The sequence below is a fragment of the Pyxidicoccus xibeiensis genome, from assembly GCF_024198175.1.
Classification (GTDB): Bacteria; Myxococcota; Myxococcia; order Myxococcales; family Myxococcaceae; genus Myxococcus; species Myxococcus xibeiensis.
The window spans coordinates 866,344-890,757 of record NZ_JAJVKV010000001.1 but is presented as its reverse complement, the minus strand read 5'-3'; the positions used below and the strand labels follow the sequence as shown (position 1 = coordinate 890,757).

25 protein-coding genes are annotated in these 24,414 nt (G+C 69.9%); 9 read left to right on the top strand and 16 right to left on the bottom strand.

The annotated features are described in order from the left end of the window. Positions 1–5: 5 nt before the first annotated feature. Genes LXT23_RS03520 through LXT23_RS03510 form a run of 3 tightly spaced genes read right to left on the bottom strand, consistent with a single transcriptional unit; the run spans position 6 to position 3,183 of the window. Complete coding sequence (locus LXT23_RS03520; RefSeq protein WP_253978629.1) at positions 6–2,414, bottom strand: hypothetical protein; 2,409 nt, start codon at positions 2,412–2,414, stop codon at positions 6–8. A gap of 23 nt (positions 2,415–2,437) precedes the next feature. Further along, positions 2,438–2,608 carry a peptidoglycan-binding domain-containing protein gene (locus LXT23_RS03515; protein WP_253978628.1) on the bottom strand — a complete coding sequence of 57 codons (171 nt, stop codon included), beginning with the start codon at positions 2,606–2,608 and terminating at the stop codon, positions 2,438–2,440. Next, positions 2,605–3,183: a carboxypeptidase regulatory-like domain-containing protein gene (locus LXT23_RS03510; RefSeq protein WP_253978627.1), complete on the bottom strand. Its 579-nt coding sequence runs from the start codon at positions 3,181–3,183 to the stop codon at positions 2,605–2,607. Before LXT23_RS03510 ends, LXT23_RS03515 begins: the two co-directional genes overlap by 4 nt. Positions 3,184–3,698: 515 nt before the next feature. Here LXT23_RS03510 and LXT23_RS03505 point away from each other — a divergent pair. Beyond that, complete coding sequence (locus LXT23_RS03505) at positions 3,699–4,880, top strand: NADase-type glycan-binding domain-containing protein (RefSeq protein ID WP_253978626.1); 1,182 nt, start codon at positions 3,699–3,701, stop codon at positions 4,878–4,880. 27 nt (positions 4,881–4,907) lie between these two features. On the opposite strand, the gene LXT23_RS03500 is transcribed toward LXT23_RS03505, so the two are convergent. The 4 genes from LXT23_RS03500 to LXT23_RS03485 all read right to left on the bottom strand — a co-directional run bounded on the left by LXT23_RS03500 (position 4,908) and on the right by LXT23_RS03485 (position 9,191). After that, on the bottom strand, positions 4,908–7,364 hold the full coding sequence (locus LXT23_RS03500) for a hypothetical protein (protein WP_253978625.1): 2,457 nt from the start codon (positions 7,362–7,364) through the stop codon (positions 4,908–4,910). 23 nt (positions 7,365–7,387) lie between these two features. Further along, positions 7,388–8,035: a peptidoglycan-binding protein gene (locus LXT23_RS03495; protein WP_253978624.1), complete on the bottom strand. Its 648-nt coding sequence runs from the start codon at positions 8,033–8,035 to the stop codon at positions 7,388–7,390. A gap of 32 nt (positions 8,036–8,067) precedes the next feature. Further along, a complete protein-coding gene (locus LXT23_RS03490) occupies positions 8,068–8,646 on the bottom strand; it encodes a carboxypeptidase regulatory-like domain-containing protein (protein ID WP_253978623.1) in 579 nt (192 codons plus the stop codon). 143 nt (positions 8,647–8,789) lie between these two features. Then, the gene (locus LXT23_RS03485; protein ID WP_253978622.1) at positions 8,790–9,191 is read right to left on the bottom strand and encodes a nuclear transport factor 2 family protein; all 402 of its coding nucleotides are present in this window, start codon (positions 9,189–9,191) and stop codon (positions 8,790–8,792) included. Positions 9,192–9,451: 260 nt separating this feature from the next. On the opposite strand from LXT23_RS03485, the gene LXT23_RS03480 reads away from it, so the two are divergent. Together LXT23_RS03480 and LXT23_RS50280 are read left to right on the top strand one after the other, a co-directional pair. Further along, positions 9,452–10,537, top strand: a complete 1,086-nt coding sequence (locus LXT23_RS03480; protein ID WP_253978621.1) for an aldo/keto reductase — start codon at positions 9,452–9,454, stop codon at positions 10,535–10,537. A 358-nt stretch (positions 10,538–10,895) separates the two neighbouring features. After that, complete coding sequence (locus LXT23_RS50280) at positions 10,896–12,713, top strand: AgmX/PglI C-terminal domain-containing protein (protein WP_253978620.1); 1,818 nt, start codon at positions 10,896–10,898, stop codon at positions 12,711–12,713. Here LXT23_RS50280 and LXT23_RS03470 read toward each other — a convergent pair. After that, on the bottom strand, positions 12,710–14,215 hold the full coding sequence (locus LXT23_RS03470) for a hypothetical protein (RefSeq protein WP_253978619.1): 1,506 nt from the start codon (positions 14,213–14,215) through the stop codon (positions 12,710–12,712). The genes LXT23_RS50280 and LXT23_RS03470 overlap by 4 nt on opposite strands. On the opposite strand from LXT23_RS03470, the gene LXT23_RS03465 reads away from it, so the two are divergent. Continuing rightward, positions 14,202–14,624 carry a (2Fe-2S) ferredoxin domain-containing protein gene (locus tag LXT23_RS03465; protein WP_253978618.1) on the top strand — a complete coding sequence of 141 codons (423 nt, stop codon included), beginning with the start codon at positions 14,202–14,204 and terminating at the stop codon, positions 14,622–14,624. The genes LXT23_RS03470 and LXT23_RS03465 overlap by 14 nt on opposite strands. Here the strand turns inward: LXT23_RS03465 and pdxA are convergent. The 5 genes from pdxA to LXT23_RS03440 all read right to left on the bottom strand — a co-directional run bounded on the left by pdxA (position 14,548) and on the right by LXT23_RS03440 (position 19,837). Beyond that, positions 14,548–15,570, bottom strand: coding sequence for a 4-hydroxythreonine-4-phosphate dehydrogenase PdxA (pdxA, locus tag LXT23_RS03460; RefSeq protein ID WP_253978617.1), 1,023 nt, complete (start codon positions 15,568–15,570; stop codon positions 14,548–14,550). The genes LXT23_RS03465 and pdxA overlap by 77 nt on opposite strands. A gap of 23 nt (positions 15,571–15,593) precedes the next feature. After that, entirely contained in the window at positions 15,594–16,571 is a 978-nt protein-coding gene (locus LXT23_RS03455; RefSeq protein WP_253978616.1) for a peptidylprolyl isomerase, read from the bottom strand. Between the two features lie 61 nt (positions 16,572–16,632). Then, on the bottom strand, positions 16,633–17,625 hold the full coding sequence (locus tag LXT23_RS03450; RefSeq protein ID WP_253978615.1) for a peptidylprolyl isomerase: 993 nt from the start codon (positions 17,623–17,625) through the stop codon (positions 16,633–16,635). Between the two features lie 74 nt (positions 17,626–17,699). Then, a complete protein-coding gene (locus LXT23_RS03445; RefSeq protein WP_253978614.1) occupies positions 17,700–18,719 on the bottom strand; it encodes a peptidylprolyl isomerase in 1,020 nt (339 codons plus the stop codon). 98 nt (positions 18,720–18,817) lie between these two features. Next, entirely contained in the window at positions 18,818–19,837 is a 1,020-nt protein-coding gene (locus LXT23_RS03440) for an alpha/beta fold hydrolase (protein WP_253978613.1), read from the bottom strand. A gap of 127 nt (positions 19,838–19,964) precedes the next feature. Between LXT23_RS03440 and LXT23_RS03435 the strand changes: the two genes are divergently transcribed. The 3 genes from LXT23_RS03435 to LXT23_RS03425 all read left to right on the top strand — a co-directional run bounded on the left by LXT23_RS03435 (position 19,965) and on the right by LXT23_RS03425 (position 21,212). Then, on the top strand, positions 19,965–20,309 hold the full coding sequence (locus tag LXT23_RS03435) for a CBS domain-containing protein (RefSeq protein ID WP_323378832.1): 345 nt from the start codon (positions 19,965–19,967) through the stop codon (positions 20,307–20,309). A gap of 79 nt (positions 20,310–20,388) precedes the next feature. Further along, positions 20,389–20,655 carry a GIY-YIG nuclease family protein gene (locus tag LXT23_RS03430; RefSeq protein ID WP_253979522.1) on the top strand — a complete coding sequence of 89 codons (267 nt, stop codon included), beginning with the start codon at positions 20,389–20,391 and terminating at the stop codon, positions 20,653–20,655. 203 nt (positions 20,656–20,858) lie between these two features. Further along, on the top strand, positions 20,859–21,212 hold the full coding sequence (locus LXT23_RS03425) for a hypothetical protein (protein WP_253978611.1): 354 nt from the start codon (positions 20,859–20,861) through the stop codon (positions 21,210–21,212). A gap of 7 nt (positions 21,213–21,219) precedes the next feature. On the opposite strand, the gene LXT23_RS03420 is transcribed toward LXT23_RS03425, so the two are convergent. Further along, a complete protein-coding gene (locus tag LXT23_RS03420) occupies positions 21,220–21,546 on the bottom strand; it encodes a hypothetical protein (protein WP_253978610.1) in 327 nt (108 codons plus the stop codon). An 88-nt stretch (positions 21,547–21,634) separates the two neighbouring features. On the opposite strand from LXT23_RS03420, the gene LXT23_RS03415 reads away from it, so the two are divergent. Beyond that, on the top strand, positions 21,635–21,916 hold the full coding sequence (locus LXT23_RS03415; RefSeq protein WP_253978609.1) for a hypothetical protein: 282 nt from the start codon (positions 21,635–21,637) through the stop codon (positions 21,914–21,916). Positions 21,917–22,094: 178 nt separating this feature from the next. Beyond that, positions 22,095–22,523: a hypothetical protein gene (locus LXT23_RS03410; protein ID WP_253978608.1), complete on the top strand. Its 429-nt coding sequence runs from the start codon at positions 22,095–22,097 to the stop codon at positions 22,521–22,523. Between the two features lie 25 nt (positions 22,524–22,548). Here LXT23_RS03410 and LXT23_RS03405 read toward each other — a convergent pair whose 3' ends face one another. Together LXT23_RS03405 and nudC are read right to left on the bottom strand one after the other, a co-directional pair. Beyond that, positions 22,549–23,241, bottom strand: a complete 693-nt coding sequence (locus LXT23_RS03405) for a radical SAM protein (RefSeq protein WP_253978607.1) — start codon at positions 23,239–23,241, stop codon at positions 22,549–22,551. A 171-nt stretch (positions 23,242–23,412) separates the two neighbouring features. Further along, positions 23,413–24,249 carry an NAD(+) diphosphatase gene (gene nudC / locus LXT23_RS03400; RefSeq protein ID WP_253978606.1) on the bottom strand — a complete coding sequence of 279 codons (837 nt, stop codon included), beginning with the start codon at positions 24,247–24,249 and terminating at the stop codon, positions 23,413–23,415. Positions 24,250–24,414: the final 165 nt, after the last annotated feature.

Below are 24,414 nucleotides of genomic sequence, written 5' to 3'. Positions count from 1 at the left end.
AGTCGCTACTTGGGCGCGCCGGCTGAGGGGACGTTTGTCTTGCCCTTCGCTGGTGGCTTGGAAGGAGCCTTCTTGGCGGGCTTGGGTGGCGGGGGCGGCGCATCCTCGGGGAAGAGCGCATTCCATTCCCGGCCGCCGAGCTTCGACACGAACGCCTCCATGTCGGCTAGGGTCGTCTCGGCCAGCATGTAGTCGAACTTGAAGCCGCACGCGCCGAAGTCGCAGGGTTCGAGTCCTTCCGTCAGGAACAACTGGTGCCGTCCAGCGATTGCCCGGGTGTATTGGGCCTTCACCCAGGCGTCTTTGACTTCGGTGAGCTTCGTCTGAAGGTCGGCGGTGCCCGTATCGATTGCCTTGTCGATGGTCTTCCTGAGGGCCTTCGCCTCCTTTGGGGCCAGGGGACTCCCGTCGACTGCCTTCTGGACGTTCTCCTCGGGGACGAGTGCTGCGAGGACCTTCTCTCGCGTGTAGGCCTTGAGCAGTTCAAAGTTGGTCGTGCTGTCGTAACTATTCTTGGTGAAGACCTTGAGCAGCGTCTTCCTCACCTCTCTGACGAAATCCTTGTCGGAGATGTGCTCGTCAAAGAGCAGCTCGACCGCCGCGACGACCTTCGGGTCGGGCACGGGAGGCGCGGCGGCGACTTTCGGGTCGGGCACGGTGGGTGAAGCGGCCTCGGGCTCCTGGGTGGCTTCGGTGGAAGGGAGCGGCGGTGGCGGGGTGAATGCCTCCGTGATTGCCTCCCTCGCGGGTGGGGCGAAGTCGTCGGGACAGCTCTGGAGAACCTCCAGCATCTTCACTCCGATGGCCTTCTCGACGTCCTCCACCGTGAGCTTCTCGCGGCAGCTCGCCTGTCGTGACGGGCACAGCGCGCGCTTGGACAGCATCGCCATCCGCATGAAGTCTCGGAAGTCTTGGGGCGAGCGGAAGACCTGACACCCCTCGGACCAGTCATTCACCTCTCGGCCCCGCCTCCAGGCTCCCCTCTCTCCAGCTTCGGATTGGTGGATGTTGGTGCCGCCGGCGGTGCCCAGGGTGACGAGCACATCGCGCTCCGTGAGCCGCAGGGTCCTGGGCGGGGGAGGCGGAGCCGGCTCGGTGGGAAGGGCCGGCGCGGTGGTGGGAACCGGAGGCGTAGGGGGCGTGGCTGACGCAGGGGGCTGCGCGGGAGGCGGTGGTGGGGCCTTGAAGACGAGCTGGAGGCCCACCTTCATGGGCGATGCGTCGTCTTCCAGTATCTCCAGGTGGGTCACCTGGTTGCCTTCCGCCTCGAAGTCCTGCGTTTCCGCGCCGCTTGCGTCCTCGAGCCGGATGAATCTCTCGGCGGCATCAATCTTCTTCTGCTTGGCCGAGCCATTGACCAGCAGGTTGAGCACCGCCAGGGCCTGCTGCTTCCGGTGCTCGGCAATCCTGGGCTCGTAGACCTCGAGGTTCCGCGCCAAGAGCTCTGTGTCCACCGCCTTCGTAAAGGCCAACTTCTGCCGGGCCGACTTCCGAGGCATCGTCTCGCCGAGCTCCTGCTCGAGCTTCGTGCGTGCCTCCTTCTGGGCTTCGGCATCCTCCGTCGCGTACTCCGCGCAGAGAGTCTCATCCTTGGCGCTGTCGTACGCTGCCTGGGCGGACTTCAGGAAATCGGCGATGGGATAGCGCCGCCGGACGGGAATGGAGGGTGCAGCGAACTGAAGCGCGGCGTAGGAGGTGGGCGGGTTGCGCGAACCCTTGTGGAGTCCCACCCGGTAGTGCGCGTTGTAGATGCCCGGCGCAATCGCGCCCACGCCGTCCTCGATCAGGATGTGGTTGTCGAAGTCGGGCAGCTTGTTGCCCTGGTCATCGCGTGCCGAGGGCTTGTCCTTGTCATAGCCGGGCTCGGTGGTGATGGGCAGGACGGCCACCCGCCAGTGCTTGCACTGCGGACACGAGACGTCCACGCCGGGAAACGGCCAGTTCTTCGGGGCCGGCCACTCCTTCTCCGCGAGCACCGCGTCCACATACGCCTGCGCGTCCTTCACGTTCTCCGCGCGGAGCCCCTCGGCCTCGAGGACGGTCTTCTCCCCTTCCTTCAGCAGGGCCGGGTCGTAGAGCACGACGAGCAGGTCGTCGAACCGGTTGGTCAGGGAGCGCTCACGGCGCAGGCCCACGAGCTGGAGCGTGAGCGGGTTCGTCCGCAAGAGCTCCAGCTCCTCGTCATCCTGCAGGTGGAACCGCTGGTTGCCCGGGTCGAGCTGCTTCTGGTTCCGCAGGCTCTCGCTCGCGAACTGCTTCAGCAGGCCCACCGCGCAGTCCGAGCAGGCCGTCTCGCTCAGCGTCGCATGGTGCGCCCGGTTCTCCGGCGCCGTTGCCGCATCCGCCTTCTTCTTCGGCGTGTCCTGCTTCGGAGCGTCCTTCGTGGTCTTCTTCTTCGCGGCCTCGGCTGCCATCGGGACCTCTCACGGAAACGGGCTCAGCTCCCGTGCAGCGCCTCGAGCTTCTGCAGGGTTGCCACGTCCAGGCGGCCGGTGACTTCCAGGCCGCTCCGGTGCTGGAAGGCGCGAATGGCGCTGCGCAGCTCCAACGTCATCTTCCCCGTGGGCTCCAGCGCATGGCCCAGGTTGATGATGCAGGGTGGCGTCATCTCCAGCTGCGTCCGTCCAGGTGGGGGAAGGACACCTGGCACTGCCCCGGATTCACGCCGTCCACGCGTGCGTAGCCGTGCTTGTTGAGGGTGCCCTCGCGCGTGCTGCCATCCGGCAGCGTCACCACGTAGCGCGCATGGGGAGCGGGCTTGCCCTCGTCGTCCGCCAGCTCGATGACCAGCCACGTCGGTGCTTCAGCGGGCGTCTCCTCCGGCTTTGGGCTGGGTGTCTCCGGCCAGGGCGCGGGCACCAGCGTGGGCCGCTCCACCTCGAAGGCCACCAGCTCTCCGTGCGAGAAGGCCTCGGCGAGCCGCTGCTTGAGGCGCTGCTCGTACCGGTCGCGCTCCGGGCGCGAGTGGCCCAGCGACGGGCCACCTCCGAGCGCCTCGTACATGGCATGCAGCGTGCGCGCGGTGGGCGTCCTCAGCCAGCGCTCGAGCGCGGAGGTGATGAAGACCTCCGGCACCCGGTTTCGTTGTGATTCGCGCGCCTCGTGGCCGGCCGATGGGACGACCCGCCAGTCCACGCCCCCGGCCGGCAACGTCCACCGGCGCTCCCCCCATGATTGCGACATGACAGCACTCCCCCCTCGTACGGAAGTGAGTGTACTGGCAGGGGCTGTCGCGTGCGCCGGGCCGGGGGCTCTTTGAGCCAATCCGAGGACCGCGCTGGTAGCATCCACCGGCGCCCCCCCTGAAAGAACGTCATGTGGATACCCCCCGACGCCCAAGCTAGGCAGGGGAGCACCGGCTTCATGGGCCGCGGTGTGCCCTGCATGTCCGGCAGGTATCGACTCGGCAGGGCGGGTGTGCGCTCGGGGACGGCGTACCTGCTCCGCGAGGCATTTCTGCCGCCGTGCGGCGTGTCCGCCGGGGGACGCCGCAGCCGGCCTGGTGGGCAGGGCAGGATTGGAGCTTCAGCGCGCAGTTCCGAACGGGAGGTGCCGCGGGTCCGCATCCTGGCGGGTAGTGGAGGCCCGGTATGGGGGACGCGTTCGCGCTGCGCCGAGGCGAATCGTACGATGGGCCGGGCAGGTCGCCGCTGAATGAGGGGTGGCGCCCCACGTCCAGAGTCACAGAGGGAGCGCCCATGTTCGATGACGGCTGGAGGGGTGGAACGCGCGGGAGCGCCCCTCTGCGGGTCATCCTGGGCTGCGTGCTGCTGAGCACGGGGGCCTGGGGACAGTCCGCCGACGCGGGGCGCACGGACGCGGGAGGGCTGGGCCCTACTGGCGTCCCCGATGCCGGGCAGACAGTGCTGGGCGGCCTGGGCGCCGATGGTGGGCAGGCCGCTTCGGCCGCACCAGGCCCCGTCGGGGCTCCCGACGCAGGGCCGTCGGATGCGGCCCGGGTGGAGGTGACGCTCCACGGTGTGCCCGTCACGGTGACGGCGTCCTCGGTGCTGGCGGATGCGAAGGCGCCTGGCCGCTACGGGCTCGCCAACCTGCTGGACGAGGACCCCGGCTCCATCTGGGCCGAAGGGGCGAAGGGCAGCGGCGTTGGAGAGTGGGTGGAGCTGAGCTTCCCACCGGACACGCCGGTGCATTCCTTCCTGGTGACGCCGGGCAACCCGAAGTCGGCGAAGCTCTACAAGGCCAACGCGCGTCCGAGGAAGGCGAAGCTGGAGCTGAAGCTCGCCGAGGGGCGCAAGCTGGACTACGTGCTGGACTTCCCTCGCGACTTCCCGGCGGGCGGGGCCATCTACGTTGACTACCAGCGCCAGTTCGCCGTGAAGTCGGCGCGGCTGACGGTGCTGACGGTGTGGCCTGGGAGCAGGTATCGCGACTTGTGCCTGGGCGGCTTCGTCCCGGTGTTCCGCGGTCCTCCAGACCGCTCCATGGAAACGTTTTTGGGCACCGGCAACGAGCTGGCGCCCACCCTTGCGCTATTCATGCGCAGCCCGAGCCTGGTGTTCGAGCTCCTACCCCCTGAAACAAGCGGTGTGCCGGCCTGGCTGCGGTCCTACTCGCGGGTGCCCCACAGCGGACCGCTGCCCCTGCCGGAGGAGGAGTTCAACATGCATCACGTCACGAGCGGGTGGAGCCGCTATCGCCGCCAGCTTGCCGAGAATGTTGCTGGCGCGAGCCTGCAGAGCGAGCTGTTCCGCTTCATCCTGGCACCGGGCGGAAAGAACTACGTGTTGGACCCCATCGCTCCCCCCAAGGGTCCTGACTCGTTCTCGAACTTCCGGGTCTACTGGGCACAGGTCGAGGGCGGGTGGCACGTAGTCGGGGTGGATGTGCCGTACCGGGAGCAGACTGCCGATGACTGAGTCTCTGGCGAGCCTCCAGGTGCAGGGCTACTTGGGGGCGCCGGCCGAAGGGGGAAGAGGCTTACCTTTTTTCCCTGCTGACTTGGAGGGAGGCTGCTTCTTGGGCTTGGGGGAGGGCGGCGGTGGGGGGGGCGCATCCTCGGGGAAGAGCGCATTCCATTCCCGGCCGCCGAGCCTCGACACGAACGCCTCCATGTTGGCCCGGGTCGTCTCGGCCAGCATGTAGTCGAACCTGAAGCCGCACGCGCCGAAGTCGCAGGGCTCCAGTCCGTCCTTCAGGTAATCTGTGAGCCTCTGAAGAATTTCGAAGTCGTGCTGCTCCTTGACCCACCCGTCCTTGGTCTCAGTGAGCTTCGTCCTCAGGTTCTCCAGACCCGTCTGGATGGCGTTCTTGAAGGTCTTCTCAAGGGATTTATCGAACGCCCTGGCTTCCTTCGGGTCTTGGGGAGCGCCTTCGACTGCTTTCTTGACGTCGTCCTCAGGGAGCAGTCCGGCGAGCACTGCTTCTCGCGTGTAGGTCTTCAACAGCGCGAAGTTCTCGGCGCTGTCGTACGTCTTGTTCGGGAAGACCTTGAAGAAGATGGCTCGCATCTTCTTGTCGAAACCCTCGTTGGAGATTCTCTCATCCAAGAGCTTCTCGACCGCCGCTACGAACTTCAGGTCGGGCTCGGGTGGTGGAGTGACGGCCGTCGGGTCGGGCTCGGTGGGAGCGCCGGCGGCCTCGGGCTCCGGCGCGGTCTCGGTGAGGGGAGGTGGCGGCGGGGGTGTGAAGGCGTCCGTGATGGCGCGTCTGGCTCCCACAGCGAAGACACCGGGGCACTTACAGAGGAACTCCGTCATCTTCCGGCTGATGGCCTTCTCGACGTCCTCCACCGTGAGCTTCTCGCAGCAGCTCGCCTTGCGAGACGGGCAGTGCGCGCGCTTGGACAGCATCGCCAGCCGCGTGAAGTCACGGAAGTCATCGGGCGAGCGGAAGACCTGACACCCCTCGGAGAAGTCGTTCACCTCGCGCCCCCGCCTCCAGGAACCGCTTTCTCCGTCGACCGAGCGGTGGATGTTGGTGGCGCCAGCGGTTCCGAAGGTAACGAGCACATGGTCCTTCGTCAGCCGCAGTGTCCTGGACGGGGGAGGTGGAGTCGGCGCGGCGGGAAGGCCCGGAGCCGCGGTGGGAGCCGGAGGCGTGGGGGCCGTGCCTGACGCGGGCGGCTGCGCGGGAGGCGGCGATGGGGCCTTGAAGACGAACTGGAGGCCCACCTTCATGGGCGCCTCCTCATCGTCCAGCACCTCCAGATGGGACACCTGGTTGTCTTCCGCCTCGAAGTTCTGCGTCTCCGCGCCGGCGTCCTCGAGCCGGATGAACCGCTCGCCAGCGTCGATCTTCCGCTCCAACTCCATCGCCGCGGAGCCATTGACCCAGGCGTCGAGCATCTCCCGGGCCCTCTGCTTTCGCTGCTCGGCAATCCGGGGCTTGTAGAACTCGAGGTTCCGCGCTTCGAGCGCGGCCTCCACTGCCAGCGCGAAGGCCTCTCTCTGCTTGCGAGTCGTCCGCGGCTGCTTCTCGCCGAGCTCCGCCTCCAGCTTCGTGCGGGCCTCCTTTTGCGCCTCTGCGTCCTCACTGGCGAACTTCGCGCAGAAGACCTTGTCCTGGCCGAAGTCGTGCGCGGCCTGTGCGGCATTCAGGAAGTCGGAGACGGGATAGCGCCGCCGGGCGGGAATGGAGGGCGCCGCGAACTGGAGCGCGGCGTAGGAGGTGGGCGGGTTGCTCGCTCCCTTGTGGATACCTACCCGGTAATACCCATTGTAGATGCCGGGAGCGATGGCTCCCACGTCGTGCGGGAGCAGGGTGAGGTTGTCGAAGTCGGGCAGCTTGTTGCCCTTGTCGTCCTTCAGGAAGGGCTTGTCCTTGTCATAGCCGGGCTCGGTGGTGATGGGCAGGACGGCCACCCGCCAGTGCTTGCACTGCGGACACGAGACGTCCACGCCGGGAAACGGCCAGTTCTTCGGGACCGGCCATTCCTTTTCCGCGAGCACCGCGTCCACATACGCCTGCGCGTCCTTCAGGTTCTCCGCGCGGAGCCCCTCGGCCTCGAGGACGGTCTTCTCCCCTTCCTTCAGCAGGGCCGGGTCGTAGAGCACGACGAGCAGGTCGTCGAACCGGTTGGTCAGGGAGCGCTCACGGCGCAGGCCCACGAGCTGGAGCGTGAGCGGGTTCGTCCGCAAGAGCTCCAGCTCCTCGTCATCCTGCAGGTGGAACCGGTGGTTGCCCGGGTCGAGCTTCTTCTGGTTCCGCAGGCTCTCGCTCGCGAACTGCTTCAGCAGGCCCACCGCGCAGTCCGAACATGCCGTCTCCCTCAGCGTCGCATGGTGCGCCTGGTTCTCCGGCGACGTTGCCGCATCCGCCTTCTTCTTCGGCGTGTCCTGCTTCGAAGCGTCCTTCGCGGGTGCGTCCTTCGTGGGCTTCTTCTTCGCGGCCTTGGCTGCCATCGGGACCTCTCACGGAAACGGGCTCAGCTCCCGTGCAGCGCCTCGAGCTTCTGCAGGGTTGCCACGTCCAGGCGGCCGGTGACTTCCAGGCCGCTCCGGTGCTGGAAGGCGCGAATGGCGCTGCGCAGCTCCAACGTCATCTTCCCCGTGGGCTCCAGCGAATAGCCCAGGTTGATGAGCCGGGACTCCGCGCCGGAGACACCGTCATCAGGGGTGTCCTTCATGGGGCGCAGCGTGCCCAGCGCGAGCTCCCAGGACAGGCCCTCGCACTCCAGCTCCACGTGGCTGACGGTGAACGGGACCCTGGTCTCCAAAAAGCCCTCGTCGTCCGTGCTTCCCTCGATGACCTCCTGCTCGAAGGTGAGCAGATAGGGCCTGCCGCAGAGAGGAGCCCCTTCCGCGTCCTTCAGCGCGAGCCGGAGGTAGCGCGCCCCCGCCTTGACGGTGAAGCGGTGGGCCCTTCCCGTGGAGACGTTCGGCTGGGTCTTCGCGGAGCTCATGTCCGGGATGACGACGATGTCCCCCGGGTAGAGCACGTTGGGGTTGGGCCGCTTCTCGCGCAGCGCCGCGTTGTCCGGGTGCTCGTAGAGGCGCTTGAAGTCCGCGAAGCCGTAGCGACGCGCGATGAGCAGCAGGCACTCGCCCTGCTTGACGACGTGGGTGGTGGACATCGTGCCTCCATGCGCCTGGGGGAAGGGGGGCGTCATCTCCAGCTGCGTCCGTCCAGGCGGGGGAAGGACACCTGGCACTGCCCCGGATTCACGCCGTCCACGCGTGCGTAGCCGTGCTTGTTGAGGGTGCCCTCGCGGGTGCTGCCATCCGGCAGCGTCACCACGTAGCGCGCGTGGGGAACGGGCTTGCCCTCGTCGTCCGCCAGCTCGATGACCAGCCACGTCGGCGCTTCAACGGGCGTCTCCTCCGGCGTCGGGCTGGGTGTCTCCGGCCAGGGCGCGGGCACCAGCGTGGGCCGCTCCACCTCGAAGGCCACCAGCTCTCCGTGCGAGAAGGCCTCGGCGAGCCGCTGCTTGAGGCGCTGCTCGTACCGGTCGCGCTCCGGGCGCGAGTGGCCCAGCGACGGGCCACCTCCGAGCGCCTCGTACATGGCATGCAGCGTGCGCGCGGTGGGCGTCCTCAGCCAGCGCTCGAGCGCGGAGGTGATGAAGACCTCCGGCACCCGGTTTCGTTGTGACTCGCGCGCCTCGGGGCCGGCCGATGGGACGACCCGCCAGTCCACGCCCCCGGCCGGCAACGTCCACCGGCGCTCCCCCCATGATTGCGACATGACAGCACTCCCCCTCGTACGGAAGCGAGTGTACTGGCAGGGGCTGTCGCGTGCGCCGGGCCGGGGCCTCTTTCCGGTGAGAGTTCTCCAGGCCACTCAAGGGTGGGTGCCTCGAGACTGCCTGCGAGCGTGGACTGCCCGACTTACGGAGCCTCGGGCGCGGCGGGGAGGCTGTGCGCGAGGACCATCCACCACCGTCCGTCACGGCGCTGGCAGACGTCCGCGAAGGTCTGCACGTCCGTCACCTCGGTGCCGTCGGGAAGGCGCACGCGGGCCCGCTGGGCGCCCGTCAGCACACCCGTGTCACCGAAGACATGGGCGCGCAGGGAGAGCATCTCGATGCCGAGGATGGTGCCGGGGATGTTGGCGACGCTGGTGATGAACGCCGCGCGGTCCGTCTCCACGTCCCCCGGGCCGCGATAGACGAAGTCCTCGGGCAGCAGCTCGCGCAGCCGGGCGCCGTTGCGCTCCTGGATGGCCTGGGTGACGGCGCGCTCGAGCTCCAGCAGCTCGCGGTGGTGGGCCTGGACGGTTTCAGGGCTCATGGCGGGAGAACTCCTGACGGGCGGGTGGCCGCATGCGCAGGCCACCAGCAGGGAAGTGAGCAATAGCAGGCGAGTCACGGTGCCGGGTTTCAGCACGACTCCCCGGCCAGGCGCCAGAAGTCGTCATTCCTTTCGCGGCGCGGTGGCGGGGAAGCACGGTGGGGCGTTAGTCCTCCAGCCCTCTTCCCGCCGGACCTTCCAGGCCTGCTCGTGCTCCGCGCCTGGGAAGCCTGGTGTCACCTTCCCTCCCGGGAGTCCCCATGCCGTTGAATCACTACGTCACCCTCGGCCGCTCCGGCCTGCGCGTCAGTCCCTTCTGCCTCGGTGCCATGACCTTCGGCGAGGAGCTGGGCTGGGGCAGCAGCGTCGAGACGTCCAACGCCATCATGGACCGCTTCCTCGAGCGCGGCGGCAACTTCATCGACACCGCCAACGCGTACACCTACGGGCACTCGGAGAAGATCATCGGAGACCACCTGGGGCGCCACCCCAGCAAGAGAGAGCGGGTGGTCATCGCCACCAAGTTCTTCGGCAACCACTTCCCCAGCGACCCGAACGGCGGTGGCGCGGGCCGCAAGTCGCTGATGGCCCAGTGCGAGGAGTCGCTGCGCCGGCTGCAGACGGACTACATCGACCTGTACTGGATGCACTGCTGGGACATGCACACGCCCATCGAGGAGACGATGCGCGGGCTGGATGACCTCGTGCGCTCCGAGAAGGTCCGCTACGTCGGTGTCTCGGACACGCCGGCATGGAAGGTGGCGCAGGCGCAGGTGACGGCGCACTTCCGGGGTTGGGCTCCGCTGGCGGCACTGCAAATCGAGTACTCGCTGCTGGAGCGCACGGTGGAAGGCGAGCTGATGCCCATGGCGCGCGAGCTGGGGCTCGGCGTGACGCCGTGGTCCCCGCTGAAGAGCGGCGTGCTCAGCGGCAAGTACACGCGGGAGAACGCGGGCAAGCAGAAGGCGGACCGCGGCGCCTGGGCGGAGGGCTCGCTCAACGAGAAGACGTACGGCATCATCGACGTGCTCCAGCGCGTGGCGAAGGAGCAGGACACCACGGTGGCGCGCGTGGCGCTGGCGTGGGTACAGGGCCGGCCGGGCGTGACGTCCACGATTCTGGGAGCGCGCACGCTGGAGCAGCTCGACAACAACCTGGGCGCGCTGGACGTGCACCTCACGCCCGCGCAGGTGAAGGCGCTGGACGACGCCTCCACGCCGACGCTGAACTTCCCGGCGGGCTTCCTCCAGGGCGCGCCGGTGTTCATGCACGGCGGCCTCACGGTGAACGGCGTCACCGCGCCCCCCTGGCCCATGGCTCCGAAGAGCGACAAGGAGCGCTGGTAGCAGCGCCTGTGGCATGGGCTGCGACACGCTCGCTGCGTTCGCCGCGGGCGTGAAAAACCGCTGAGACCCGAAGCGGGATGTCGTCATGCGTGTGAGGCCCGGCCCCCACGTGTGCGGGCCGGGTGGAGCATTGGACATGTGGGCTCCATCCGCGGGGCAGAGCGTTCTGGAGAGGACACTCATGGGTGGCGCATTGCAGACCCGTTCCTAGCTTGCAGGCCCTGGCGCGATCAGGGCCGGCGCGGGCGCGGGAGGGTGTGTGGGCGAGTTTCTGTCAGGGGCCGAGGGGCAGGGGATGGGGACTCAGGGCGCGGCGGGGGCGTCGGGGCGAGGCCCGGTGCCGGGTGCACCGCTGAACGTGAGCGATGTGCTCGACGTGGACCTGGATGCGTACCTGGACCGCGAGCTCTTCGTGCGTCCGAGGCTCGACTCGGAGTCGGAGGCGCGGGACACGGACGCCGTCACCACCGCGTCCGGGAGCATGCGCACGCTGCTCGACCTGGCCGAGCGGGAGTCGGAGTGGCTGAAGACGCTGCCGCCGCCCGCGCTCTCCGAGGCGGAGGCGCTGCCCGAGCCGGTGGTGGAGATTCCCGAGTGGATGCGCATGAGCCCGGGCGCGAAGGAGACCACGCGCTTCGCGGCGATGCTGTCTCCGGTGGACCCGGACGCAGTGCACGCGGCGGCCAGTGAGGGCGCCATGGGTGCGGGCACGGATGCCGCGGGCCTGCCGGCGACGCCGTGGAGCACGCCGGTCCAGCCTGTCCCTCCGACGGGCTTCGCGAGCGCTCCTCTGTATCCTCCGGGCAACCTGCTGCCGGGCATCGCGCCAGCGCCGGGCCTGCCCATGCAGGGTGCGCCGCTTCATCCATGGGGGCCTGCGCAGGCGTATCCGCAGCAGCCGTGGGGCATGCCCCTGGCCGCGCACCCCGAGCCGAAGCGCCTCCTCGGCCTGAGGCCTGGTGCCTTCCTGGGCGCGGCCGCGGCGGGCGTGCTCGCTGCGGGCCTGCTCGTGGTTGCGGGCCTGCACTTCCGGGACAGCGGCACCGGGGCGGGCACGCAGGGTGTGCATCCCGCCGGCGGCACCTGGACGTCGTCGAGCACGGCGCAGCTCGGCGGCCAGGTGTCCCCGGGCACGGGTAGCGGGGGGCAGTCGGGTGGCACCTCGCTGCTCCCGGGCACCGGCGGTGTGGCGCAGCAGGGCGGCACTCCGGGCCTGACGGGAGCGGCTCAGGTGGCTTCGGGCAGCACGGCGCAGGTCGGTAGCGTGGCCGGCGCGGCGCAGCCCGGCACCGAGGCCACGTTGCAAGGCGGAGCCCCTGGCGCGCAGCTCCCGGGTGTGAACGGAGCCGGAGCCACGGGCGTCTCCGAGCCGTCGGGAGCCCAGCAGGCCGCGGCCTCGGTCGCCGGCACCGTGCTGTCCACGGCCCAGGGAGACGTGCTCGGCGCGGCGAATGGCCTGCGCGCCCCGCAGCCCACGTCCGGCGCGACGAACACCGCCGTGGGAGGCACCACCCTCACCAGTGGCACGGTCGCCGCCGTGGCGCCTTCCACGCGCAAGGCGCCCGCGAAGACGGTGGGTGTCACCCTGCCGCGCGCCGCCGCCAACGAGGACGAGGAGACCGCCCCCGCCGCGAGCGAGCTGTCCTTCGACGAGGGCGAGTCCGAGGCCGGTGGAATGAACGTTCCTTCCGAGTCCGGCGACGCGGAGACCTCGCCCGGGGAGGACGTGGCGGAAGCCGCCGCCGATGCCCGTCCTCGGAGCCAGTACTCGGAGCTGGACGAGGACTTCGCGCGGGAGCTGGGCTTCACGGAGGACGCGGAGAACAAGGAGGCGGCGGACCCGCGCGCCTCGCGCACCGTCTACATCCCGCCCGTGCCGGATGCGAAGCAGCACCTCACTCCGGACGACGTGAATGCCGTGGTGGTGGCGAACCAGCCGGCCATCACCGCGTGCATCCGGCAGCATGCCCAGGGCACGCCGGTGGAGGGCGGTGGCCGCTTCCTCGTGCAGTGGTCGGTGCTCCCCAGCGGCGAGACCACCAGCGTCTCCATGAGCACGGACACGCTGCGCGCCACGCCGCTCGCGCGCTGCATCGAGGACGTGGTGCGCCGCTGGAAGTTCCCGGTCCACCAGGTCCGCATGGAGGAGCCCATCCGCTTCCCGTTCGTCTTCTAGCGACGCGCTTCTTCCTGCAGGTGGCGCCGCAGCAGCTCAGGATGCAACCAGAGCGTCTGCAGCTCCCCCTCTTGGGGCGACACGGACAGTCCTGAGTCCACCCACTTCCCTTCCAGGCTCACACGGATGTTGACGGCGCTCACCGGCTGCTTCAGGCGAAGCTTCAGGGGAAGGGCTCCCCGCCAGAGCACGAAAGGCTTCTTGCCGAAGAGTGGGACGGCAAGGAGCTCCGCCTTGACTGGGGAGGCGGCCTCGATGCGAAGCCAGCTCTCTTTGCTGGGGTGGGTGTCGAAGCGGTACTGGTAGCCCTGCGCGCTGCTGGCCAGCGCGGACCAGCGCAGCCGCTCGTAGGGGCCCGGATGGGTCCTCATCGCCGTCCACCACAAGCGCCACAGCGGCCTTGCGTGGTTCCAATACAGCTGCGCGTCCGTCGCTTCCCAGGCGCCGGTGGTCCGAAAGGAGCTGATGAGGTCCCTCCCACCCTGATTGAAAGCAGGAGCCCCACCTTCCGCCCAGGCCCACCGCGCGACGCTGAACCACTCGTGAGCGTCATCCTCGGCGCGAAGCGCGAAGGGTTCATGGTCCCGACGCTCTCGCCAGTGCATGGAGAGCCCTCGCTCCAGGATGCTGGCGCGCTTGGAGACGGAGACCTTCTTCGAGCCCTGCTTCGAACGCGCCATGTGCCTTGCTGGCATGAAGCTCAGCGACAGGGCGCTCACGTCCAGCTCGACTTCGCGGGCGTCCTGTCGCAGCCCCTCGAGGGCCGCGGCACCCGGGCGGAGTCCCAGCTCCATCGCGAGCACAATCCCCTGGAGACGGGACGTGGTGGAGCCAGAGGCCATCAGCTTCTCGATGCCCGGAAGCGCCAGCCCACCGAGGGCCCCCAGCGCGTCCCGCAGCTCCCGGAGTTCCCGCCCCTCGATGAGCAGCCTCGGCTCCGGCGGGGGCCCGGTGGCGCACAGGCCTGGCTGGAACTCCGCGACGAGCTGTCGGGCAGGCTGTGCCATCTCCCAGGCGGCCACGAGCTCCTGACCGCGCGCCACGGACTTCTCCGCCAGCGCGCTCAGCCGAGGATAGGGCCCGAGCAGGGAGGGGTGGACTCTTCGCGCCGTCAGGACCTCGAGGAACTCCAGCACCGCCGCTTTCGCCTCGTCATCCGGAGCGCCCACGGCCAGCACCTCGAGCCTCGGCAGCAGGGACTCGCCCTGGGTCAGCAGCCGGAGCTGCGCCTCCGCACGCTGGGCGCTGTCACCCGAGACCAGCCAACCGAGCAGCTCCTCCTCGCCCTGCGTGCCCGTATCGGGCTTCAGTGGCTCCGGGTCCAGCCAGGGCCAGGGCGGGCTGGACTCCGAGCCCCCCGCGTCCCCGAAGGACTTTTCGAGGGACGGCGCCGGCCGTGCCGCGTAGACGCCCACCGAGCTCCGGGGCGAAGGAGCACCGGCCCGCGCGGCTGTGGACAGGAGCGTGAAGCACAGCAGGGCGCGCAGCATGCCAGGCATCATCGCCCGCCTGGACTCCGGGAAGGAAGGCGTCCACCCGGGCATCGGCGTGCACCGGCCTCTATGCTTCCCCGGCATGCCGCCTGGAACAACGGAGCCAACGGAGCCAACGGAGCCCGAGCCCACCGAGCTGCACGTCTGCCACCGCTGCCTGGTGCGCCTGGACGCGAGCGCCGGAGGTGTGGACCTGCCACGCCGGCTCAAGGAAGCGCTCTGCGCGCGTGGCCTCACGGAGCGCACCCGCGTGCTGCCCTCGGGCTGCCTGGGCCACTGTCCGAAGGGCCGCGTCAGCGTCCTGGTGCTCCCGGACGGGGGCACCGCCGCTCACGTCCAGCTCATCGACCCCGAGAAGGACGGCGAGGACCTGGCTGAGCACCTCGCGCGCTGGCCCGTGCCAGCTGCGCCGCCTTGAGCAGGGCCTCCACCATGGGCACGCAGCTCGCCTCACCCTTGCCGGCAATCGCATAGGCGGTGCCGTGGTCCGGAGACGTGCGAGGCACCGGCAGCCCCAGCGTCACATTCACGGTGCGCTCGAAGTCGAGCGCCTTCGCCGGGATGAGTCCCTGGTCGTGGTACATGGCCAGCACCACATCGTACTGCTCGCCGATGCGCTCTGGCCGCGCGAAGAGGCCATCCGCCGGGATGGGCCCGCTCGCATCCACCCGCGCCGCGCGCGCCCTGCGGATGGCGGGGCCGATGACGTCCACCTCCTCGCGTCCCAGGAGCCCGCCCTCGCCCGCGTGCGGGTTGAGCCCCAGCACCGCGATGCGCGGGCGCCTTCCCACCACCGGCTCCAGGCTCCGAGAAAGCAGCTTGAGCTGCGCGGTGAGCCCCTTCACGGTGAGCAGCTTCGGCAGCTCCAGGATGGACACATGGTTGGTGGCCAGCGCCACGCGCACCCGGGGCCCGTCCATCAGCATCATCACGTCCACGCCGAACGCGTCGGCCAGCACCTCCGTGTGGCCCATGAAGGGAATGCCCGCGCGCGAAATCTGCTCCTTTGACACCGGCGCCGTGCACAGCGCGTCCACGTTCCCCTCGCGCATCGCTTCAATCGCCGCGGTGATGAACGCGTACTGCGCCCGGCCGCCCGCGCGGGAGGGGCGTCCCGGCACGCGGTCCTTCTCCGCCAGCTTCGTCACCTCCACCACGGTGGGCCCGTCCACGCGGCGCAGGTGCTGTGGCACCACGCGCGCGTAGCGGCGGAAGACGGGGAAGCGCTCCAGGGTGGGCCCGTCCCCGAACACCACGGGGACGAGCGCCTTGCGCAACGTGGGGAGCGCCAGGGCCGCGGCCGTCACCTCCGGACCGATGCCCGACACGTCACCCAGGGAGATGCCGACGAGAGGAGGACTCACGGACCGGGAGGACTCGCCGCTGACTACAGCTTCACGTCGACGTTGGCCTTCTGTCGCAGCTCGGCCACGTACTGCTCGAGGAACTTCTCCGACTTCTCGTTGGCCAGCTTCGCCTCCAGCTTGGGGCGCATCTCGTCGTAGGAGGTGGCCGCCACCGAGCGGCGCTCCTCCACTTTCAGGATGTGCCAGCCGAAGTTGGTGCGCACCGGCTCGCTGACCTCGCCGTCCTTCAGCGTGAAGGCGACCTTCTCGAAGGCGGGCACCATGACGCCGCGCTTGAACCAGCCCAGGTCGCCGCCGTCGGCCGCGCTGGGGCCCTCGCTGCGCGCGCGCGCCAGGGCGGAGAAGTCCATGCCGGGCCGCCGGGCCTCCGCGGCGATGGCCTGTGCCTTCTTGTAGGCGGCATCCACCTGCTCCTGCGGGGCCTTCGGGTCCACCGACACCAGGATGTGGCGCGCGTGGACCTCCGAGTCCTGGCTCTCCAGGCGCGCGTACTGCGCGTAGGCGGCCTTCAGGTCCTCCTCGGTAATCTTCACCTTGGGACCGATCTTCAGGCGCAGCAGCCGCTCCCGCAGGATGCGCTTGCGCAGCATGTCCCGGTAGGCGGCCATGGTGAGGCCCTCGCCCACCAGGAGCTGCTCGAACTGCTTCGGGTCGGTGATGTTGTTCTGCTGGCGCACGTCGTCGACCAGCTGGTCGACCTCGGCCTCGGTCGCGGTGATGCCGAGCTGGGCAATCTCCGCCTCCATCAGCTTCTCGCCGATGAGCGTGTCCAGCGCCGTCTTCATCAGCTGCACCCGCAGCTCGGCGCGCTTCTTGGGGTCGGGGTTGTTGATGCGCGACAGCTCCGGAGCCGCGCGCTGCTGCACCTCCGACAGCGCGATGATGTCGCGGTTCACCACCGCGGCCACCCGGTCCACCAGCTCCGCGCGCGCCGCCGTGCCGCTCCCCAGGCTCCCCAGGAGCGCCGCCGTCGCGATGCCTGCCACCCACTTCTTCATCTCGAGCATCCTTCCGCACCCCACCAGGACGGTCCAACGCCCGTCCCGGCCTTCGATTCCGTCACTTCGCCGCCTGCTGCGGCGCCGGCTTCCCACGGATGGCCTGCAGCGTGGCCTCGTTCACCTGCACCTGCGACTTCTCCCGCAGCTCCTTCTCGAACGACGCCTGCGCCTCCGTGCGCTTCTGCTCCAGCAGCTTCGCCTCCACCAGCTGCCGCACCTCGGCGAACTCCCGCTTGCGTGCCGGCTTGCGCTCCAGCACCCGGAACAGGTGGTAGCCGTACTCGGTGGAGACCACATCCGAAACCTGCCCCACCGCCAGCTTGAATACCACCTCGTCGAAAGCCGGGGGCATCTGTCCGCGGGGGAAGGAGCCGAGGTCTCCCCCCACCTTGCCGTCCGCGCTGAGGGAATACCGGCGCGCCAGGTCCGAGAACTTCTTGCCCGCCTTGAGCTGCGCCTGCACCCGCCGCGCCTCGTCCAGGCCCTTGACGACAATCTGGGCCGCGTGGACCTGCTCGGGCTCGTTGAAGTCCGCCTCGTTCGCCGTGTAGTAGGCGCGCAGCTCCTCCTCCGTCACCGCCACGCGCGAGTAGACGTGGTTGGCGAAGAGCTTCTCAATCGTCAGCCGGCTCGCCTCGCGGGCGCGCAGCTCCGCCATGGACAGCTGCCCCTGGGCCAGCACCTCGTTGAAGTTGCCGGCGGGGTAGTCGCCGGACAGGCGCAGCACCCCCCGGTCCACCTCCTCCGGGGTGACGCTGATGTTGTTCTTGCGCGCCGCCTGGAGCAGCAGCAGCCGGTGGATGTACGTGTCGAGGAGCGCCCGCTTGAAGGGCTCCACCTCTTCCGGCGTGCGCTGTGGGGCCTCGGTGGAGGCCAGCTCGCGCCACAGCTCCTGCTCGAAGTCCGCGCGGCTGAGCACCTCGCCGTTGATGGTGGCGACCACCGACGCGTCGGGGTCCTCCTTCACCGGCTTGTTGCACGCGGCGCCCAGCCCCAGGCAGAGCACCAGGGCGAGTGGGGACAGGAAGGCGCGGGTGGGATTGAAACGCATGCTGGGGTGCCTCGGGGTAGGGAGGGGGCGACTCCCATAGGTGGGGCCTGCTCCCCTGACTGGCAAGCGGGCACTCATGGCGCGGGCACCGTTCCGGGCAGGGGGCCCGAGGGTTTCCGCATGGGGGCGCTCGGGTCTACGGGCACGCCTGCGAGCGCGTCCGGGTCCACCGCCAGCGAGAACTGCTGCTCCACGCGGGCCAGGTACGCGGCCCAGGCGCGCGAGCGCTTCTCGCCCTCCAGGCGCACGCGCAGCTCCTCGCGCACGTCGTCCAGGGCGAGGTTCAGCGCGGGGCGCCGCGCGCGCAGCTTCAGCAGGTGCAGGCCGGCGTCCGTCTGCACCACGCCGCTGAGGGCGCCCTCGGCGGCCAGCGCGCGGGCGGCCCGGGCCACCTCGGCGCCGTACGTGCCGGCCAGGGCCTCGTCGGAGAGGAAGCGCAGGTCGCCATCCAGCGGCGCCGTGCGGGGCTCCTCGCTGTGCTCGCGCGCGAGCTGGCCGAAGGCGGCGAAGTCACCCGCCGGCAGGGCCCGGGCCCGCGCCAGCAGCGCGTCGGCCCGCTTGCGCGCGGCGGCCACGCGGGCGGCGTCGGCGCGGGGCGCGGCGAGGAAGACATGGGACAGGCGCACGGCCTCGGGCCGCACGAAGTCGTCGCGGCGCGCGGCGTAGGCGTCCGCCAGCTCCGCGTCGCTGATGTCGGCGGGGGCGTCCTCCAGCTTCGCGCGCATCAGCCGGTTCACCAGCGCGCGCCGGGTGGCCTCCACCACCTCGGGGTCCTCATGCAGCCCCTGCGCGAGCGCGTCGCGCACCAGCAGCTCGAAGCGCGCCATGGACTCCACGTACTCACGCCGCGCCTCGGGGGCCACGTACCGCTCGCGCAAGGCGGGGCTCATCTCGGCGAAGCGCCGGGCGAGCTCCTCCGCCGTCACCCTGTCCCCACTCCAGCGGGCCACCGCCTGGCCGCCTGCCTGCCGGGTGTGGCGCAAGTCGAGCTCCGCGCGCCCCTCGGCCGGAGCGCGAGGCGGCTCGGAGGGGGCCCGGCCACACGCGGCGGGCGCCAGCAGGGCGAGGGTGAGAAGACGGGCGGCGAGGGACATGCGGGGGGCTTCCGGGTAGCACGCCGGCTGGACTCGGACAACCTGGAGCCCCGGGCCCTGGGAAGCGGCTGTCAGCCCGTGGGCCCAGGGCCCGCGGCTCAGGCGCGGGTGGCGTGCGCCGCCAGGAACGCTTCCACCAGGGGGAAGATTTCGTCCGGCGCCCGGCGGCCGAGGATGAGGTCGGCGTGCCCGTAGTCCGCCCCGAAGCCATGGGCCCGCCCGGCGACGAGGAACTTCACCGGCCCGCCCAGGTGCTCCTTCGCGCGCGCCACCGACATGGGCGGGGCCAGCAGGTCCTTGCTCCCGGCCAGCAGCAGGAAGGGGGTGCGCACCTTGGACAGGCCCTCGCGGTAGTCGAAGCCCCCGTCATACGAGGTGAAGCGGTTGGTGGAAATCCACCGGGCGAACTGGCGCCCCACACCGCCCGCGACGTTGGCGGGCACGTTGGCCAGCGCGCGCCGCACCACCTCCGGGTCCATGTTCTCCGCCAGCATCATGTACCGGCTCAGCGGCCCCGGCGGCGCGCCGAACAGGGCGATGCTCGTCACCCGGCCGGTGGGGATGTACTTGAGCTTCAGCAGCGGCTCCACCCGCTGGATGAAGGTGCGCAGCCCTGGTTGCACCGCGAAGGTGAACGGGCTGCCCAGCACGGCGGCCGCGCGGATGGGGGCTTCCGGGTTCTTCGCCAGGTGCGCGTAGAGGGTCAGTCCGCCCTTGGAATGACCTACCCAGAGCACTTCCTTCGCACCTGTGGACAGGACGGTTCGCACCGCGGTGCGGACATCATGTTCGGCCTGGTCGTCGAAGTTGAAGTCCGCGCAGTCGCCCGCCAGCCCCCGGCCGCGCAGCTCCAGCACCCACGCCTCGAAGCCCGCCCGGGCCAGGTAGCGCGCGAAGCTGTAGTGCTCGTCGAAGTCCATGTGGAAGCGGTTGGCTCCCAGCCCGTGGCAGAGGATGACGGGCTCGGCGAAGCGGCGCTCCCCTCGGGGGTGGTAGCGGCCCATCGCAATGGAGGCCCCGTCATCCGTGGGCACGCGATACAGCTCGTCCGGGCGGAAGCTCAACGTCAGCAGCCCCTCCTTCCCGCGCGTCACCGTCCGGGAGAAGAGGTCTGCCATTCGGCCCAAACGGGCCACCTGTCTGCGAGTCACTCAAGCAGTCTAAGCCCGACCGCGGGGCCGTGCCGTGTTCAATAGAAGTCCCCATCTACTCCCGGCAGGGCTGTTGCAGGGAGATGTGCGTGTAATGGCGGGAGGACGTTGGATGCGGCAAAACAGGGCTTTCAAGGAAGCGTTGTCATCCTTCATCGCCACCGTTTTTCCCACAGACACCCTCCTACGTGCGCTTCGGGAGATGGAGCGGCACCAGGTGAGGATGCTGGGGGTGGTGGGTGAAGGGGGTGGGGTGGTGGGGCTGGTGAGCGAGGCCCACATTCTCGCGGCCTGGGGGGTGGACCCCCTGGCGCCAGTCTCGGAGGTCATGGCGCGGGTGAAGCCGCCGCCGAAGGAGCGCAAGCCCTTCCGGTTGCTGCGGCGGCTGCGCCTGCCCGCTCTGCGGAGAAAGGGGCGAGCACCGACGCCGAAGGAGTGAGGCGGGCCCGGGTGGGGAACGGTAGAGTCCGCGCGCCGTGCCGGACGAATCGCTCCCCCCGCCCTCCTGGTCTGTCTACATGCTGCGCTGCCAGGACGGCACGCTGTACACCGGTGCCACCAACAACCTGGAGCGCCGGCTCGCCACCCACGGCCGGGGACGCGGAGCGGCCTACACCCGCGCCCGCCTGCCCGTCGTCCTGGTGTGGAGTGAGGCCGTGGGTGAGCGGGGCGAGGCCCTGCGCCGCGAGGCCGCCATCAAGCGCCTGTCCCGGGCGGAGAAGCTGCGCCTGGTGCTGGCCGCGCGCCGCAAGCCCACCCGTCGCGCCAAGGCGCGGTCGAAGTAGGCCCGCGCGCCGCCGTCCGGCCTCGGACTCGCGAGCAGGGATGACACCCAATGGTGGACCCTTGCCCGCGCCGTCTGACTTCCATCATGGATTCCAGGACTTTTCAGGAAGGTGTGGCGATACACCCACCCCTGCTGACGCGTTAGGCTAGAGGTACCTTTCGCAGGGGGAAGTCCATGTTTCGGTCGTGCTCGGGAATCTTCATGGCGTTGGCGCTGGGGGCGTTCGGCTCCGGGTGCAGGGTCAACAGTCCACCGGAGGTCACGGTGGGGCCGCGTCCGAACTCCCTCACGGCGGACCCCGGCGAGGTGCTGATGATGCAGCTCGAGGTGAACGACCCTGACGGGGACGACATGACGTACGAGTGGGCGCAGGTCCCCGCGCAGCCCGCCGGGCGGTTCAGCGACATCCACGCGCGCAACCCCACGTGGACGGCGCCGGACGTGGCGGAGACGAGCCTGTTCAACATCACCGTCACCGTGCAGGACTCCGAAGGGGCAGGCGTGCTGGGGACGACGCCGTCGGTGGTGGTGCGGGTTCCGCCTCCCGCGCCGTAGCGCGGTGTCAGGCGGTGGCGTGGGGCGCCGTGGGCGGCGGGGCGGCCGGAGGCGTCTGGCCCGCCTGGGCCCGGGCGCGGCGGCTGGCGCGGCGGACGAAGAGCACGCCCAGCACCAGTGAGGCGAGGGCGCCGATGCCGGCGCCCGTGGCCTGGTAGGTGAGCAGCGACGCGGACGTCCTGCGAATCACGTCCGGCAGGTTGCACATCGTCTGCGTGGCGTAGGGCGTCTCGTTGTACCAGCCGAGGAAGGCGGGGCCCATCCACGAGGCGACGACGATGCCGAGCAGGGCGCCCGCGAGCACGAAGTTGAGCAGCGTCTTGGCGGTGTTCATGGGCAGTCACCTCGGCTGGTTGACGTCGGGGCGTGCTTAATATGCGCACGGCGGCGCCGCAAAGGGGGGAACGTGTTAAGGGAAGGGCGTGCCGCTGCTTCCGCTCGCCATCCTGTTCGGTCTCGCCGCGCTGGGGTGCACCGTCTTCCTGCTGCTCCACGCCTTCCGCCGGAGCGTGGGCACGGGGGTGATGGTGCTGCTCATCCCCTGCTACCTGCTCTTCTACGCGTTCAGCCAGTTCGAGCACCCGCGCAAGGGCCTCATCGTCGCCGGCTTCATGGCCAGCACGGTGCTGGCCGCGGTGTTCCTGGGCCTGGGCGCCCACGGGCTGGCGGCGCTGTCCTCCCACGTCCCACCGCCGGGCTTCTGAGGCGTCGCGTTCCCGGCACGTGCTCAGCGCTGGGGATGAAATCCCCAGGAGTTGACGCCGGGGTGGTGATGGAATCCCCACTCCTGCCGCGCCCAGTGTCGGATTCTGGTGGGCTGATGGGCTCCCGTTCCCGCGGGCTCCGCGCGTCGCCAGGCCCGGGTTCCACGGTGACGCGGTGATGCCCCCGGCCACGGGCGCGCGCTGTGGCATCCACCCGGAAATGGCCGCGGTGGCCACGTGCGCGCGGTGTGGCACCTTCCTGTGCGGCGACTGCACGGAGGTGGTGGGCGAGTCGCCCTACTGCGCGCCGTGCCTCGACGTGCTGCGCAAGAGCGCGAAGCCGTCGTGGGTGGTGCAGGTGGCGCTGGGCCTCAACGTGCTCGGGGTGGCCTGCCTGCCGTGCTCGATGGCCCTGCCGCTGCCCTCGCTGGTGGCGGGGCTGGCCGGGGTGCTGCTGGGCTCGCGCGAGCTGCGGCGCATCCGCGACGGCCATGGCCCCGAGCGGGGAATCACGCAGGCCCGGGTCGCGCGCGGGCTGGGGTACTTCAACCTGACGCTGTCCCTCGCGTGGCTGCTGATGCTGACGCTGTCCCAGTACCTGCCGTGAGCCGTGGGGCCCCGCGGGCCCACCGTCACACGCCGCGCGCGTTCGGGTCCCAGAGGTACTTGTGCATCTGGAGCTGGAAGCGGACGGCGAGCCTGTCCTCGATGACCCACTCGGCGAGCTGGCGCGGGTGGAGCTTGTCCCAGACGGTGGAGAAGAGGATGCCGAAGGGCCTGTCCAGCAGGCGGTGCTCGGTGATGAGCGCCTTCGACCAGTCGTAGTCCTCGCGCGAGCCGATGACGAACTTGAGCTCGTCGTTGGCATTCATGGACGTGAAGTTGCGGTAGTCGTTGCGCGAGTGCTCGCCCGACGAGGGCGTCTTCATGTCGACGATTTTGTGCACGGCCGGAGGCACGAGCCGCACGTCGATGGCGCCGCTGGTCTCCAGCAGCACCTTGAGCCCCGCGTCGAGCAGGTCCTGCATCAGCGGGTAGACGCCGGGCTGGAGGAGGGGCTCGCCGCCGGTGACCTCCACGCTGGGCGAGCGGAGCGCCTTCACCTCGGAGACGATGTCCGCGTTCTTCATGCGCCTGCCGCCGTGGAAGGCGAACTCGCTGTCGCAGTAGGTGCAGCGCAGGTGGCAGCCGGTGAGGCGGACGAAGGCGCAGAGCAGGCCTGCGTGGGAGGACTCGCCCTGGACGGAGAGGTATATCTCCTTCACCACCACGGAGTCGGCGGTGGGGACGAGGCGGGGCTCGATGTGCGGGCGTGCGGCGGGCATGGCGTGGTGGACGTCTTCGGGTGGAGCCGGAGGTGAGCGGCGCTTCAACCCCAGCGCCTCCGCGAATGCAAGCGAGGACCCCCGAACCGGACGGTAACGCCCGGGCCGCCTGACGCCATTCCAGGAGCCAGGAGGCGGGCGGGCGCCCGGCCCGGCTGGACGGGCTCGCCGCTAGGAGGACTGGGCAGGGCCCTTCACGCGCTCGCAGAAGGCGTCGATGAGCTGGCGGGCGATGCTCAGGCGCGGGGGGATACGCGGGAGGTTGTCGGGGCTGAAGAAGTGGGCCTCGGCGATTTCTTTGGGGTCCACGACGATGTCGCCTCCGGCGTACTCGGCGGTGAAGCCCACCATGAGCGAGCGCCCATAGGGCCAGGGCTGCGAGCCGAAGTAGCGGATGTTCTTCACGTCGATGCCGACCTCCTCCTTCACCTCGCGGGCGACGCACTCCTCCAGCGTCTCACCCGGGTCCACGAAGCCGGCGAGGGTGCTGAACATGGGCTCGGGGAAGGTGGCGTTGCGGCCGAGCAGCATCGTGTCGCCGCGGGTGACGAGGACGATGATGGCGGGGGCGATGCGCGGGTAGAAGGGCGTGTGGTCCACGGGGCAGCGGCGGGCGCGCTCGCCGGGGACGAGCTGGGTGGGGGTGCCACAGCGGCCGCAGAAGCGGTGGGTGAGGTCCCACTCGACGATGGAGATGGCGCGGCCCACGACGGCGAAGCGGGCCTCGTCTACGCGCTTGTAGAGCGAGCGCGCGAGGACCTTCGTGAAGCCCTCGGGCGGGGTGAAGTCCTCGGGCAGCAGGGCGGCGTAGCAGTCCTGCCCGTCCAGGGCGCCCAGGTAGTGCGCACCGGCGGCGAGCTCGGGGAAGGCGGCGCCGGTGGGAAGGGAGGGAGCGCCCTCGTGCTCCTGGATGAGCACGTCCATGCCTCGGGCGAGGAACAGGAGGGCGCCGTCGCGGGGACGGTCGGGAGGCTCGTGGCCGGGGACGAAGTGGAGGGCGGTGCTCACGGAGGGCACCTTAACGGGGGCGAGGCCGGTGTGCAGGTGTCGTGTGCGGCTCACGTCACCGGGTCAGGACCGCTGACGGACGTTCGTGGGTGTCATGCACTACGGAATGGAAACGCCTGCTGCCCCGGGAGCTTGGAGTTCACTGTCACGCGAGGAGCGCCTCGA